General features: G+C 59.3%; 15 protein-coding genes and 1 other RNA gene. 10 read left to right on the top strand and 6 right to left on the bottom strand.

Annotated elements, in window-relative coordinates:
• Positions 1-174 precede the first annotated feature (174 nt).
• The gene (locus tag WBG04_RS12560; protein ID WP_424314779.1) at positions 175-465 is read right to left on the bottom strand and encodes a GIY-YIG nuclease family protein; all 291 of its coding nucleotides are present in this window, start codon (positions 463-465) and stop codon (positions 175-177) included.
• Positions 466-1,063: 598 nt separating this feature from the next.
• Between WBG04_RS12560 and WBG04_RS12555 the strand changes: the two genes are divergently transcribed.
• From WBG04_RS12555 to WBG04_RS12545, 3 genes are all read left to right on the top strand, one after another.
• Entirely contained in the window at positions 1,064-1,645 is a 582-nt protein-coding gene (locus WBG04_RS12555; RefSeq protein ID WP_424314778.1) for a hypothetical protein, read from the top strand.
• Positions 1,638-2,609, top strand: coding sequence for a helix-turn-helix domain-containing protein (locus tag WBG04_RS12550; RefSeq protein ID WP_424314777.1), 972 nt, complete (start codon positions 1,638-1,640; stop codon positions 2,607-2,609). The genes WBG04_RS12555 and WBG04_RS12550 overlap by 8 nt, the downstream gene beginning before the upstream one ends.
• A gap of 101 nt (positions 2,610-2,710) precedes the next feature.
• On the top strand, positions 2,711-3,787 hold the full coding sequence (locus WBG04_RS12545) for a Fic family protein (protein WP_424314776.1): 1,077 nt from the start codon (positions 2,711-2,713) through the stop codon (positions 3,785-3,787).
• Positions 3,788-3,918: 131 nt separating this feature from the next.
• On the opposite strand, the gene WBG04_RS12540 is transcribed toward WBG04_RS12545, so the two are convergent.
• The 3 genes from WBG04_RS12540 to ssrA form a co-directional block, all read right to left on the bottom strand.
• Positions 3,919-4,299 carry a hypothetical protein gene (locus tag WBG04_RS12540; protein ID WP_424314775.1) on the bottom strand — a complete coding sequence of 127 codons (381 nt, stop codon included), beginning with the start codon at positions 4,297-4,299 and terminating at the stop codon, positions 3,919-3,921.
• A 191-nt stretch (positions 4,300-4,490) separates the two neighbouring features.
• A complete protein-coding gene (locus tag WBG04_RS12535) occupies positions 4,491-4,736 on the bottom strand; it encodes a GIY-YIG nuclease family protein (RefSeq protein ID WP_424314774.1) in 246 nt (81 codons plus the stop codon).
• 196 nt (positions 4,737-4,932) lie between these two features.
• Positions 4,933-5,292, bottom strand: a transfer-messenger RNA (tmRNA) gene (gene ssrA / locus WBG04_RS12530).
• Between the two features lie 329 nt (positions 5,293-5,621).
• On the opposite strand from ssrA, the gene WBG04_RS12525 reads away from it, so the two are divergent.
• From WBG04_RS12525 to WBG04_RS12495, 7 genes are all read left to right on the top strand, one after another.
• Positions 5,622-6,368 carry an RDD family protein gene (locus WBG04_RS12525; RefSeq protein WP_424314773.1) on the top strand — a complete coding sequence of 249 codons (747 nt, stop codon included), beginning with the start codon at positions 5,622-5,624 and terminating at the stop codon, positions 6,366-6,368.
• Positions 6,365-7,333: a stage II sporulation protein M gene (locus WBG04_RS12520; protein WP_424314772.1), complete on the top strand. Its 969-nt coding sequence runs from the start codon at positions 6,365-6,367 to the stop codon at positions 7,331-7,333. The genes WBG04_RS12525 and WBG04_RS12520 overlap by 4 nt, the downstream gene beginning before the upstream one ends.
• Positions 7,290-8,777, top strand: a complete 1,488-nt coding sequence (locus WBG04_RS12515; RefSeq protein ID WP_424314771.1) for a hypothetical protein — start codon at positions 7,290-7,292, stop codon at positions 8,775-8,777. The genes WBG04_RS12520 and WBG04_RS12515 overlap by 44 nt, the downstream gene beginning before the upstream one ends.
• Positions 8,774-9,886, top strand: coding sequence for a DUF4350 domain-containing protein (locus WBG04_RS12510; RefSeq protein WP_424314770.1), 1,113 nt, complete (start codon positions 8,774-8,776; stop codon positions 9,884-9,886). The genes WBG04_RS12515 and WBG04_RS12510 overlap by 4 nt, the downstream gene beginning before the upstream one ends.
• Positions 9,883-10,929, top strand: a complete 1,047-nt coding sequence (locus tag WBG04_RS12505) for an AAA family ATPase (RefSeq protein ID WP_424314769.1) — start codon at positions 9,883-9,885, stop codon at positions 10,927-10,929. Before WBG04_RS12510 ends, WBG04_RS12505 begins: the two co-directional genes overlap by 4 nt.
• Positions 10,926-12,230: a DUF58 domain-containing protein gene (locus tag WBG04_RS12500; protein WP_424314768.1), complete on the top strand. Its 1,305-nt coding sequence runs from the start codon at positions 10,926-10,928 to the stop codon at positions 12,228-12,230. Before WBG04_RS12505 ends, WBG04_RS12500 begins: the two co-directional genes overlap by 4 nt.
• Positions 12,231-12,563: 333 nt before the next feature.
• The gene (locus WBG04_RS12495) at positions 12,564-12,929 is read left to right on the top strand and encodes a hypothetical protein (protein WP_424314767.1); all 366 of its coding nucleotides are present in this window, start codon (positions 12,564-12,566) and stop codon (positions 12,927-12,929) included.
• Positions 12,930-12,959: 30 nt separating this feature from the next.
• On the opposite strand, the gene WBG04_RS12490 is transcribed toward WBG04_RS12495, so the two are convergent.
• Together WBG04_RS12490 and WBG04_RS12485 are read right to left on the bottom strand one after the other, a co-directional pair.
• Complete coding sequence (locus WBG04_RS12490; RefSeq protein ID WP_424314766.1) at positions 12,960-13,814, bottom strand: IS3 family transposase; 855 nt, start codon at positions 13,812-13,814, stop codon at positions 12,960-12,962.
• The gene (locus WBG04_RS12485; RefSeq protein WP_424314765.1) at positions 13,811-14,131 is read right to left on the bottom strand and encodes a transposase; all 321 of its coding nucleotides are present in this window, start codon (positions 14,129-14,131) and stop codon (positions 13,811-13,813) included. Before WBG04_RS12485 ends, WBG04_RS12490 begins: the two co-directional genes overlap by 4 nt.
• Between the last annotated feature and the right edge of the window lie 35 nt (positions 14,132-14,166).

Here is a 14,166-nt window from a genome sequence, read left to right as displayed (position 1 = left end):
GAGGTAGCGTTCGCTCGGGTCGCTTCGGCTGACCGCTACTCGACGAAATGGCGTTTGGTAAAGGTCCGACCGGATCCGCTTTTGAGATACTTTTCGAAGTTTCTAGCCAAAGACTCCGTTTCGAATGCGAAGTAGCATCGGACTTTCCACGGACAATGCTTCGAGGTATGGGGATCACTTCTCGCGACTACGACTCAGTGCCCTGAGCGCGTCGTGATCGGAACCAATAAGCGCCTCTTTCTTGGCTCGGCTCCACTTTTTCAACTGAGCCTCCCGTGCCATCGCTTCAGAGCGTGTGGGTAGGGGTTCGCAGTAGACGAGTTCGACGGGGAGACGTGAGGCGGTGTGTCGGGAACCTTTTTCGGCACGGTGTGATTTGAGCCGTTCCTCGAGGTCTTCGGTGTGCCCGACGTAATAGGTGTCGTCAGAGCATTTGAGGATGTAGACGAAGTAGGGGGAGGGCATGTTTGAGTGAGTGGAGTCCATTTAGTGTAAAAGTCCTTCGACGCACTTCGTTTGCTCAGGACCTTCGTAAGGTATCGATCCGAAGGTGGTGGACACCATGAGCAAGTGGAAGCACGGAGGCCCTTCGACGTGCTCTTAACGTCGCGTGCTCTCTTCGAGTTCGAGCCTGAGGGCTCGTCCCTCAGAGTCGAGGACAGGGCACCATTCGACAAGCTCATTGCATGAAGCCATTCGACGCGCTTTGCTTCTCCGGCCGGAGGCCATGAGCAAGGGGAAGCACGAAATGCCCTTCGACGTGCTCCTGTCGTCGCGTGCTCAGGGCACCATTCGACGCGCGAAATCAGCTCTCGCTGCTTCCGCGCGTCGAATGGTGGAGGCGAGGGGAGTCGAATCCCTTTTCATGGAATCCTAGAGTAATGATAGTCAGTGACCTACAGACTATTGCTGGAGCGAAACATGCCTAAAACACGCCTAATTTTTTCTATCAGCAGACTCTCGTTGGCTCGTGGCTCTCTCGCTTTTCAAGGCGTTGATATGGGATTTGCCTGCTTTGGAAGAATTCTTTAAAACATCCAAGAATACCCGTATAAACATCCACATGCAAACGAAGAACGATGAATTGAGCGAGGCGCTCTCCTTGTTGGGAGAGGTGTTGGAGGGGCGGGGTGTAGCGCCGCTGCGACTGATCGTCTGTGGTGGGACGGCGTTGCGGGCCTTGGGGATTGTCGCTCGGGTGACGAAGGATGTGGACGTCTTGGCGAGGCGTGGCGAGGTGGATGGGGACTTGATCCCGGCCTGGCCGCTGCCGGATGAGGTAAAGGAGGCCGCGGCGGAGGTGGCGACCGAGTTGCGCCTGCCGTCGAACTGGCTCAACGCGTCGACATCGATGCTGCTGATGCCGCTGGAGGAGTGGCCGGCCGAGCTTTGGTCGGAGATTCAGGAAGAGGCGTTTGGACGCTGCTTGCGGATCGGATTTGTGGGGAGAGTCGGGCAGATTCATTTGAAGATGTATGCGACGCTCGGCCGGGTGGAGCAACGCGACGTCGATGATCTGGTGGCCCTCGCCCCGACGGAGGAGGAGTGGGGACGCGTGGCGAAATGGCTGAGGGATGGTGGGCGACTGGACGCTGTTGGCGAGCAACGCCTGGCTGAAGTGTTGAAGGAGGTGGGGCATGAGTAAATGGAATGAGCAGGCGGAGCGTTTGCGGGGGACCCTTGTCGATTTCCTGTGGGATCAATGGATCGCATTGGGAGTGGCGGGGCGCGGCACGAAGATGCCTCCGGTGCCGTTCGTGGTGGACGCGGAGGCGCTGCTGCTGGCGACGATGCGATTCGGCGGTCGGGAAGCCCGACTGGTCGGGGAAGTGCTCGATTGGCTGGCGCGAAATGGTGGGCTGATCAGCCTGCAGCGATTGAAAAATTTGCAGACGAGTTCGCGCGTCGGCACGCGGGAAGGGCTGGAGGAGTTAGGCCGCTTCATGGAGGCGGCGGGGCATCGCAACTGGAAGTTGCTGGCCGCCTGGGCCGAGAGCGTTTCCTCACCGGGCGGACAGGCCTGGGTGCCGGAGGGGCTGGAGTTAAGGAAGATGAGCCAGGCCCCGGACGGCTCCCGGCCGGAAGTCTTTCTGCTGCGCCTGCGCTCTCTTTTCGGGGTGAGTGCGCGGCCGGAAGTGATCGCGTGGTTGCTGACGCATTCCTCCGGCTATGCGGCGGAGATCGCGCGGGATACCGGCTGGTTCTCGAAATCGGTCCAGGCGATCCTCAACGACCTGGAGTTGTCAGGCCTGCTGGAAAGTGAGCCGGTGGGAAAACGGAAGGTGTATTCGGTGAACCCGCGGAACAAGACCTTCCACCAGCAATTCGGGGGCGGGTCCCGCTGGTTCTCGCAGGCACCGTTCTATCTGGGAGTGCGCCACGCGCTGGAGATCCTGGAGCGACTGGCTGTCACGCCCGATGCTTCGGAAAGTGCGCGGTCGATCTCGATTCGGAAGAACCTGCCCGCGATGACGGCGGCGTTTCGATTGGCGGGGATGGGAGACGACTTCAAGGGAGCCTCGTCCCTGGCGGGGGCGGACTTGGTGGCGAGCTTCGAGGGAGGAGTGGAGCGCCTGACCAAGAAGATCGCACGGCGTGCTTTTGAGTAGGGCGAGAAAGGTGGCGGATGCAGAAAATGACCATTCCATTAATTGGATGGAAATGGAGGTAATTGGATGGCATTGGGGTGAATTGGAGGTATTCTGCTCGCGTGAACATTCCGCTTCCACCGGTGGCTCAGCCGACCAATGAGATGCTAACCCTGATCGCCGCAATCGATGAGTTCAAGGGCGAGTGGCGCGCAATTGGAGACGTCGGGCCAGAAATCCTGCGGTCTCTCCGTCGCATCGCGACCATTGAAAGCGCGGGATCTTCCACCCGCATCGAGGGCGCGAAACTCAGTGATGGTGAGGTTGAGGAACTCGTCGGCAATCTGGGTAAGGAATCTTTTCAGTCCCGAGATGAACAAGAAGTTGCGGGCTACGCCTATGTGATGGAATCGATCCAAACCGCGTGGCCAGATCTCCGCGTGGCCGAGAGTATCCTGCTTCAACTGCATCGCGATCTTCTGCGCTACAGCGACAAGGATGAGCGACATCGAGGCCAATGGAAAACACTCGATAACCATGTCGCAGCCTTCGATGAGGAAGGCAAGCAAGTCGGCATCGTGTTTGAGACGGCTAGTCCGTTCGAGACGCCAATGTTGATGGACGAGTTATTGGCTTGGCACGCGAAAGAGGAGGCAGATCCCGTCCTTCATCCACTTCTGCGAATCGCAGCCTTCAATGTCGTCTTCCTTGCGATCCATCCTTTTCAAGACGGCAATGGCAGGCTCTCACGAGTTCTGACCAATCTGATGCTCTTACGAGCGGGTTACTCTTACGCATCTTACATTTCCCTCGAAAGCGTCATCGAGCACAACAAGGAAGCCTATTACCTTGCGCTGCGCCGCACGCAGACTTCGTTTCAGAAAAAAGCCGATTGGGAGCCGTGGGTGCTTTTCTTTTTGCGGGCCTTGAAATCTCAGATCGGACGCCTACGTGATCGCTTGGACACACCCTCTGGGCTGCCGGGAGGCGCTGGCATCTCACGTGACTTGTCACCGCTGGCGGATCGCTTGCTCAAGCTCCTTATAGAACGGGAAACCCTTTCGGTCAGTGGTGCCGCTGAGGCACTCGGCGCGAACCGTAATACGTTGAAGGACAAGTTCACTGAGCTCATTGAGAATGGCTACGCCGAACTTCGCGGGAAAGGACGGGGAGCACATTATCGTCCCGTGAACAAGTAGCTGATCTACGGATTCCATTTTTCCCCGGGTTACTCTCAAGAAGCAGATGATCGGCTTCTGGAGCTCCCGGTTTGCGTTCCCCAGAGCGTTGCTGCGCCCTAGCTCAAGACGCACTTATTAGCACACGGTAGTCACACGGATGATTTCCGGTGAGGCTCGATCCACGATGCGAGGGTCGTCCAGATCTGGTCAGCGAGGTCTTTCGAGAGTCGAGCACCCGGCTTCTCGGTGAAGGTGATGTAGCGCGGTTCGGCGAGCTTCCCGGCAACTTCGGCGCGGACACGAATGTGGCGATGCTTGAAATCGATGTCGTCCCACTGGAGTCCGTCGCGTTCGCCGACGACGCCCTCGATCTCGCTCGGCCGCATGCCGGCGAAGGCACCGAGGGCGAGAAAGACGATCTTGGTCCCTGCGTCGGGTTTGTTGGATTTTTGATACAACTTGAGGCAGGCCTTCAGGGTCTTGGGCTCCCAGACGACTGGCTCGGTGCGGGGAATCTTCAGCGAAGGCACTTCACGGGCCGGGTTGTGGCCTTTGGGGACGATTCCCCAAACACGCGCTCGCTCAAAGAGGTGTCGCAGGTGGGCGAGGATGTTGTTTCGGTAGCGCTTCGATCCCTTGAGCTTGTCGTCCCGCCATTCCTCGATGTCCCGCTCGGTGAGCGAGTCGAGATAGCGCTCGCTCGGGTCGCTTCGGCTGACCGCTACTCGACGAAATGGCGTTTGGTAAAGGTCCGACCGGATCCGCTTTTGAGATACTTTTCGAAGTTTCTAGCCAAAGACTCCGTCTCGAATGCGAAGTAGCATCGGACTTTCCACGGACGGTGCTTCGCAGTATTGGCGGATTTCCCGGCGTTGTGCTCGGAGAGGCGGACCTTGAGGTCGGCGCTGTGCCCGACGTAGTGGCGCTCGGGATTCGATATGCTCTCGAGAATGTAGGTGCAGAACATTTCGCTCGGGAATCTTTTGATGATGGCCCTTGTTGCGCAGAAGTGGATCGAAGGCGAATGCTGAGCCGCTACGTCGCGCCGCAGTCTGAAAGACGAAGGTGGATAGCTCGGGAGCCTAAGCCCGCCTTCGTTCGTTCCGAACTACGGCGCGGCACCATCCTTCGCTCGGGTCGCTTACGCTGATCCGAGCGAAGGATGGTGGAGGCGAGGGGAGTCGAACCCCTGTCCGCGACGTCTTCAACATTGGCATCTACACGTTTAGCAAGCGTTCAGGTGTTTTCGGAAGAGAGCGGCTCGCTTGCAGCGTTCCTCATCCTAGAGACCTGTTTGATTTCGTCTCCGGACCCGGTCACCCGGTCTGGGAACTAGCCTATTAAGTAGTCGCCATCCCCCTCAATAGGCGTCGGGGTTCAGGCGTCACTGTCAATTAAGCAGCGAGTGCGAGCTCGTTAGAGTCTGCAATTATGTGTTTTGGGCGGCTTTTTAACGAGGCCAACCGACCAACCTCGACGTGCAGCCAGTGCGTCGAACATCCCGTCGAAACCAGAACGCCCCCTTCACTGAACAGCACTAAGATGCGCCAGCTGGGGGATTATTCAATCGGGATTTTTCGGTTTCAGAGTCTCAGGGTCTGAAGGTCTGAAGGTCTGGAGGTCTGGAGGTCTGGAGGTCTGGAGGTCTGGAGGTTCTTGCGATCCCGAACTTTCGACCTTTGACCTTTGACCTTGAAACGCGGGGCGTTTGCGGAGGGAGGGCGGGCTTCTTGGCTGTCTATCTCTGGGGGGTGGGGCCGGGGTGGTGGGTCCGAAGAACTTGCAAAGTCCTTCTCCATATTGGGGATTTACGGATCGGTGGGGGTCGTTAGCGTGTCTGAGTCTGGAATCAATGGAGGAATCAGGGAGCCGTCTGGACACCTTGCAGGCGATCGAGCTGGCCGAGGGGGTGGAAGTGCGCCTGCGGATAGCTGGGCCGCTGCTGCGGGGAGGGGCTCTGGCGCTGGATTTGGTGATCCAGTGGGCCTTCGTGCTGCTGATTTCGGTGGTGCTGGCGATGACCGGGGTGGTGGTTGGCGGCATGGCTTCGGCGGGTCTGATCTCGCTGGCGTGGTTTTTCATCTGGTGGTGGTATCCGGTGTTTTTTGAGGCGGGAAAGTGGGGGGCGACTCCGGGAAAACGGATTGTCGGTTTGCGGGTCGTGCAGACTTCGGGTTCGCCGATTACCTTTTCCCAGTCGGTGCTGAGGAATTTCCTTCGATATGCCGATGGCATGCCCTTCATCGGTGGAGGGGTGATGGGGATTCCGACTTTTGGTTTCGCGATCGCCTCTTCGTTGGCAACACGGCGCTTTCAGAGACTGGGTGATTTGGCGGCGGGGACGGTGGTGATTTATTCCAAGATCCCACCTGAACCGGCGATGCCCGCGCCGCCACCGATGGAGTCGATCCAGCCGACGGTGGCATTGAGGCCCGAGGAGGTACTGGCTTTGTCGTCATTTCGAGATCGCGCTGGTTTGTGGTCGGACGGAAGGCGCCAGGAGATCGCCGATCATGCGAGGGCGTTGAGTGGAAGTGCGGGCGCGGCGGGGGTGTCTCGCTTGATGGCGATGGCCCACTGGTTGCAGGAACGGAGATGAACTCGGGAAATTTCCAGGAGAAGCGGCAGGAGTCGTGGCAGGAACTCGACCGCTTGATTGAGAGTGTCGAGAAGGGGAAGCCCGTTGAGGGTGTGGATCAATTGCCACGGAAATTTCGTGAGGCCTGCTCGGATCTGGCCCTGGCGAACCACCGGATGTACGGCGGCAGTGTGGTGAGCCGGCTCAATGAGTTGGTGATCCGGGGCTACAAGCTGCTCTACCGTTCGCGGCGGAAAGGGACGGAGTCTTTCGTGCGATTTATCGGGGTGAGTTTTCCGGCGGCGGTGAGGAAGGAGTGGCGGCTGTTCTGGCTGTGCAACGCGATGTTCTGGCTACCGTTCTTTGGAATGATGGCGATGGCTCAGGTCAATATTGACTGGGTCCAGTCGATTATCGGCGCCGAGGGGATGGCAAGCATGGAGCAGATGTATGGCGGGGAGGAGGAGCAGATTTCGCATCTGCGTTCGGAGTTCGGTTCGAATTTCCGGATGTTTGCGTATTACATCGAGCACAACATCAGCATCGATTTCCGGATCTTTGCGGGAGGGATCGTGGCCTGCCTGGGAACGATCTTTTTCACGGTCTACAACGGACTCGCCCTGGGTGCATCGGCGGGCTATGTGAATTATGCCTGCAATCCGGAGTCGTTCTGGACTTTTGTGGCGGGCCACTCGTCGTTCGAGTTGCTGGGAATGGTGGTGGCCTCGATGGCGGGGATGAGGCTCGGGCTGGGAGTGCTCAAGCCGGGTCGCATGTCGCGGGGCAAGGCGATCGCGGAGGCGGCCAAGCGTTCGCTGCCTTTGATTTTTGGTGCGGCGGGCATGACGGCGCTGGCGGCGGTGGTTGAGGGATTCTGGTCCGCGCAGGCGCTTCCCGCGACGGTGAAGTATGGCTTTGGGATCGCGATGTGGTTACTACACATTGCGTACTTCACGCTACTGGGAAGGGGGAAGCATGAGGCTTGAGGCGGTGACGGCCGAGCTGCGTCCGCGCAGTGACTGGGAGGCGGTCGATCTCGGGCTCGCGCTGGTGCGTCGGGACTTCTGGGGTCTGGGTCTGGTGTGGTGTTGGGGGATGCTGCCTCTGCTGCCGTTGGCGTTCGTGCTGCTTCCGGATCATCCCTTCTGGTTCTGCTTCGCCTTCTGGTGGTGGGTTCCGGTGGCATCGAGGCTGGTGCTCTTTCAACTAAGTCGCCGTTTGTTTGGTGACCGGCCGAGTCGACGAGAGGTCCTCAGGGAGCTGCCGAGAGCCATCGGGCGCAGGTTCTTCTATCGAATGCTCTGGGCTCGGTTCTCACCCTGGCGTCCGCTGACGATGCCGGTCGAGGACCTCGAGGGATTGAAGGGGAAGGAGTATAAGGAAAGGTGCCGGGTGCTGATGAGGCGCGGGGACTCAAGTGTGATGATGCTGGCGATGTGGCGGCTCTTCCTGACCTTCTGGATGGCGGTTTCGATTTTCTTTACCGTCTCGCTGTTCATCCCCGACGGGGCGGGTGAGGGCTGGACGGAGTTCATGTCGCTGTGGTTCGAAGGTGATGGAGGAACGCCACCGCTGAGCCTGGCCATCACGCTGGTGGGCTCGATGTGTGTCTCGATCGCATTGGTGGATCTGTTTTCGACCGGTGCCGGATTCGGGGTGTACGTGAATCATCGTACTTGGATCGAAGGTTGGGATGTGGAACTGGCCTTCCGTCGCCTGGGGAACCGCCTGGAGGGAGTCGCGGGCTTGTTGGTGGTCGGCTTGCTTGGATTGCTGATGGTTCCGGGACAGGCGGAGGAGAGTGGTCCGGTCATCGAGCGGGTGCTCGCACACGAGGATTTTGAAGTTCACACGGAGACCCTCAAGACTCCGAAGTGGGATTGGCTCGAGCGATTCAATTGGGGAGGGTCTTCCGGGTCGGGTGGAGGATCGGGAGCGCCTGGATTGATTGAGGCCTTGGGCATCCTTCTCAAGGTTGGATTGATCGGTGGGTTGCTGGTGCTTTTGGTGTGGTTGATCTACCGCTATCGACATGTGTTTCAGGGTCGTGGCAGGCAGGATGGCGGGCTGCGGAAAGCTCAGGCCAAGGTGGTGATGGGGATGGCGGTAGCGCCGGAGAGCCTGCCCGAGGATGTGTCGGATGCGGCGCTGCGATTGTGGCGAGAAGGCCGTTGTCACGAGGCCATGAGCTTGCTCTATCGGGGGTCGATATCGTGGATGATCAATCGGGCGGGGGTTGAAATTGCAGAGTCCGATACCGAGAGTGATTGTCTCGATCGGGCGCGGCGTGCCGAGGCCGGTCATCTGCAGTATTTCGGAGGTTTGACGGAGCACTGGATGAAGCTCGCCTACGCCAGGGAAGAACCGGAGGATGCCGTGGTCGAGGAACTCTGCGGTCGCTGGCCGTTCTCGGAGAGGAGGCCTGGATGAAGTGGCTTCTGATGCTGTTTCCGCTGCTCGTGCTGGCGAGCTGCAGTTATGAAGAAACGACTCGCGAGACCGGTCACAAGGGGAAGGCGAGGATCAATCCCTATCTGGCTGCCGAGCGCTTTCTCTCCGAATTTGACTACGAGGTGGAGAATCAATCCGGATGGCCTGAACTGAGTGGTCAGGTGAGCATGGTGATGGTTCCTGCATCGTCGCTAACGGCGCGCGGCTACGTCAAGGAACTGGGAGATTGGACGCGGAGAGGCGGGCATACGGTGGTGCTTCTGAGCCATGGGGAGGCGTATCTCAACGACTGGCGCAAAGGAGGCTTCAACCCGTTTCGCACGAAGGATGACTTCCCTGAACCGTTCACCGAGTGGATGGAGGAATTGGATCTCGAATTGGAACAGACGTCGCGCCAGGACGACGACAAAACCACGGCGGAGAAGGTCGAGTTTCTCGGGCAGGAATATGAAGTCTTCATGGAGTCCGCATTGATCCCACTCGACGAGCAGGGAGAGGCGAAGATGGTCCGGTCGATTGCTTATGGAGGAGGGCGACTGACGCTTGTTGCGGATGCAAGACCGTTTCGGAACCGGTGGATCGGGGACTACGATCATGCGGCCTTGCTGCTGGCGATGGAAGAAAGCTCGCCCTATGTCGGCCGAACCATCTTTATTCGAAACGTGTCTCTATCGTTCTGGAAACTGCTGTGGTCGAGGGCGTGGCCGGCAATGATCGCGCTCATTCTGCTGGTTGTGTTCTGGCTGTGGAAGAACCTGCCGCGCTTTGGCCCCTTGGATTCGCGCGAGGCTGTCGGCACGACGCGGGCTTACGATCATCATTTGGAAGCGCTTGGTGACTTTCACTGGAGGCTTGACCGGGCCGAGGGTCTGCTCAGGCCACTGAGGGACAGTATCATTGAAAGAGCGCACCGCCTGGCGCTGACCAGCGGCCATCGGGATGCGGATGTCTTCCAACTGATGGCGGAGCGTGCGGGCATTTCTCGCGAGCGTGCGCAGCGAGCCATGACTTTCGAGCGTTCCAAGGACCAGGGAGCCTTCAACCGCCTTGTCGCCGATTTGCAAACCATTCACTTATCCATTCCATGAACGAAGAAGAAGCACTTACACCGGACCTGCCGCTTGATGGGGGAAGGCCGGTATCGGAATTTGAAGCGCCGCAAGCTCCAAGTGAGCCGGAAAGGCCGGCTTCGGCCAGTTTGATCGCCGCGATGAGGGAGCAGATTGGGCGCTCGGTGCTCGGCCAAAGAGAGGTGATCAACCAAGTGCTCGCGTGCCTGCTTGCCGGTGGTCATGTGCTGTTAGAGGGCAAACCCGGACTTGGGAAAACTCAGTTGGTGCTGGCTTTGGCGCGGAGTTTCTCAGGGAACTTTGGGCGGATCCAGTTCACGCCTGATTTGATGCCTTCGGATGTCACCGGTTTCCGTTTGTTTGACATGAAAAGTCAGACCTTCCAGCTGCGACGCGGGCCGGTCTTCACTAATCTCCTGCTTGCGGATGAGATCAACCGCGCGCCGGCCAAGACTCAATCATCACTTCTCGAGGTGATGCAGGAACGGCAGGTGACGATTGATGGGGAGTCGATGACCTTGAGTCCGCCGTTCATGACGCTGGCGACTCAGAACCCGATCGAGCATGAGGGCACCTATCCGTTGCCGGAGGCTCAGTTGGACCGATTTTTGATCAAGGTGCTGATCGATTATCCGGAAGGGAATGCGGAGCGCGATATCGTGACCAGATCGGCTGCGGAAGTGCCGGGCGAGTCGTCGGTGGCTTCGGTGGAGGCGGTCGCGACTCCAGAAGACGTGGTTCGAGCGCAGGCTGAGACCGCTGCGGTGCAGGTGGTGCAGGAAGTGGTCGACTACGCGGTGGCCATCGTGCAAGCGACCCGTGATTCGAAGGCGGTGGCGCTGGGTGCGGGCACTCGTGGTGCGATTGCCTTGGTGAGGATTGGCAAGGCGATCGCCACGCTGCACGGCCGCGGCTACGTGATTCCTGATGATATCAAGGCCGCTTCGTTGCCGGTGCTTCGACATCGGGTGCAATTGGCGCCCGAGGTGGCCATGGGTGGTCAGGATGTCGATGCCATCCTCAAGTCGCTGGTTGAGTCCGTGCCCGCCCCCCGCCAGTGACCCCGACGGCCCGCAGTCTGTATTTGATCTTCATCTGGGGACTACTCGGTCTTCTGGTGTCGGTCCGTGCGGACTGGCAAATGGTCTGGGTGATTTTTGGGGCGCTGATGTTGCTGATGTTCGGGGTCGATGCCATCTGGATGCGTGTGGCTTCGGGCTTCGAGTTGACGAGGGAATTGCCGGCGCGCTTCGCGGTTGGAGAACCCGGAGTTGTGCGGCTGGATTTATTGAATCGCAGTGGGCGGGAGCTGAAGGTGGAAATTTACGACGGGATTCCCGAGGGGGTGGAATCCGAGGTGATGCCCTGGTCGGGGCGGGTTCCGAAAACAGAGAAGGTGAGGATCGAGCACGAAGTAAGGATTTTCGAACGGGGGCCGGCGACCTTTCGCAGGATCCATGTGGGAATCGCTTCGCCACTGGGTTTGTGGAGGCGCAGGCAGCTGGTTGGCGAGCCCGAGGAAGTCAGGGTTTATCCGGACTACGAACCGGTGGTGAGGTTCGCGCTGCTTTCGATGCAGGCGAGACAGGATCAGATGGGAATCGTTCGCAGGTCGATTGCTGGAAGTAGTCGCGACTTTCATCAACTCCGCGAATACCGTGAAGGAGATCCGCTGGCGCAGATCGATTGGAAGGCCACTTCCAGGCGGGTTGAATTGATCAGTCGCGAGTATCAGGAGCAGCGGAATCAGACGATTGTCTTTCTAACAGATACCGGACGACGGATGCGGGCGATCGATGGCGACCTTCCTCAGTTCGACCATTGTCTCAATGCGATGCTGTTACTTTCGTATGTGGCCCTGAAGCAGGGGGATCAGGTCGGAGTGCAGTCCTTTGGAGGAACGAATCGATGGCTGCCACCGGTCAAGGGCGCGCATTCGATGTCGACGCTGCTGCAGCATCTCTACGACTACAAGACGACGGCGGAGCCGAGTGACTTTACGGCAGCGGCGGAGCGTCTGCAGGCGCGGCAGCGGCGACGGGCGCTGGTGGTGTTGTTGACGAATCTACGGGGCGAGGATGCTTCCGAACTCGTGCCAGCGATGCGGATTCTGAGCCAGCGGCATCTGGTGATGTTGGCGAGTTTGAGGGAACAGACGATCGAAGATGCGCGAAGCAAACCGATCGAGGATTTCAGCGACGCGCTGCGATTTGCGGCGGCGGAGCGCTATGATGCCGAGCGCTCGGAGGTGATGGCGACGCTTCAGGGTTTTGGGGTGATGACGCTCGATGTGCCGGCGAAAGACCTGCCGGTGGCACTGGCGAATCGCTATCTGGACATCAAGGCGGCGGGTCGGCTCTGATCGCGGGGTTTGGCGGCTTCAGGATTGGAGCATGGGGAGGCCGCGACTTTGAAACGGAGGGGCGATGCCGAAGGCTTGAGGGGCAAAGGGACCATTTACTTGAGATTCCAGTAATATCAGGATCTCCGTGATGGCGTAATACTCCGGGGGGGATTTTCGGGGCATTCTAGCGGCTCAGGGGTGTCGAAAGGCATCCTTCTCTGACACAGAGATCACGGGCGCTGGAATTCTCCCCCTCCAGCGCCCGCGGTGTGCCAGCTTGGAGGATTTCCAGCTAGGGAAGTGGGGGATGATCGGGTATGAACTTCCTTGGGACCGAAGAGGTTCCGTCTTATGAAGCTCGCTGGATTTACTCTGATCGCCTTGATGAGTCTCAATTCCTGCGTGGGGGTCGGGATCGTGAAGGGCGAAAAGAAGGAGCATTCGAGCTTCGGAGTGACCAAGACCAAGAGCAAGGCATCGCGTCGGATCGTGGCTCAAGAGGGGGGAGCAAATCCTTCGCGTGAGGAAATTCGGTCGAAGTGGGGCGCGCCAGACCGGCAAGACTTACGGGATGGTGGGGAGTTGTGGAGCTACGATTCGGGTTTGGCCGTTCGGGGTGCGATTCCGATGCTTGGAATTGGGATTCCCCTGATCATTCCGGTGGGCAAGAACAGCTACGAGTTCTCCTTTCATGCTGGGTCAAAGGAGGCCGCGTGAGATGCAACTGATTTTTGGACCGATATTTGGTTAGTTTAGCGTGTTGAATGAGGCCTCGAACTGGGCCGGGGTGCGGTAGCCGAGGGAAGAGTGTTTGCGGTGGATGTTGTAGTAGCCTTCGATGAAATCGAAGATCTCGGTGCGGGCGTCGTGTTCGTCTATGAAACAGCCGCCTTGAAGCATTTCGCTTTTGAGCGTTCCCATGAACGACTCGCTCCAAGCGTTGTGGTAGGGGTTGGCTCGCGCGGACATGCTCTGCAGCGCTCCTGCCCTGGCGAGCAGCGAGCGGTATTCGCCGCTGCCATACTGGCTGCCACGGTCGCTGTGGAAGACCAGGCCGGCGGCGGGGCGCCGGATGTGCAGAGCCTGCCTCAGCGCGTCGCTGACAAGCGTGGCTCGCATGTGCCGGGCAAGTGACCAGCCGACCACGCGGCGGGTGCATAGATCGATGACCACCGCGAGGTAGAGCCATCCCGCGGCGGTGGGCACGAAGGTGATGTCGCCGACCCAGACGCGATCAGGGCGATCCGGCAGCTCCTTTCCTTCCAGCAGGTTGGGAGACGGTTTGTCGGCCCGGCCGTCGCTGGTTCTGGGCACGTAGGTTTTGGGCTGGATGGCTTTGAGGCCGCGCTCGGCCATGATCCGGCGACATCTGGCCGGGGCACAGGTGATGCCTTTGTCGGCGAGTTCGTCGCAGATCCTGCGGTATCCATAGCGGCGGCGGTGACGCTTGAAAACGGCTTCGATTTCATCACCAAGCGCACGGTCGGCGAGCTGGCTGTCGGTCGGCTCGGAGGCGTGGTAGTAACTGCTGCGGGGCACGCCCAGAACCTCGCATATGCGACGCACGCTGTGGCGGGTGGCGGCATGGATGTCCTCAATCATGGTTCGGAGTTCGGCTGGGGTTTGGTTCCGAGGATGACCGCGGCCTTTTTTAAAATGTCATTCTCCTGGCGCAGGCGGGTGAGTTCGCGACGCAGCGCCCGCAGCTCGTCCGCTGCGTCCCGCTCGCCTACGGCTCGCGGTCCTTCGCTCCCGACCTGCGGGCGCTGCGAGGACAGCCTCCAGTTGTAGAGCAGGTTGGCGCTGATGCCCAGTTCCTCGGCAAGCTCGGGCACTGGCCTTCCCGCTTGGAGCAACTCGACGGCTTGCGATTTGAATTCGGCGGTGTATCGCCGACGTGACTTTTGCTTCATGGACATGGATTCTGGAGGTTGGTGGTCCAGAAATCCAGCTC

Origin of the sequence: Haloferula sp. (genome assembly GCF_049672945.1) — a bacterium.
In the GTDB taxonomy this organism is placed as follows: Bacteria; Verrucomicrobiota; Verrucomicrobiia; order Verrucomicrobiales; family Akkermansiaceae; genus Haloferula.
Note: the sequence above shows the minus strand (reverse complement) of the source record. Positions and strands in the feature narration are given on the sequence as shown.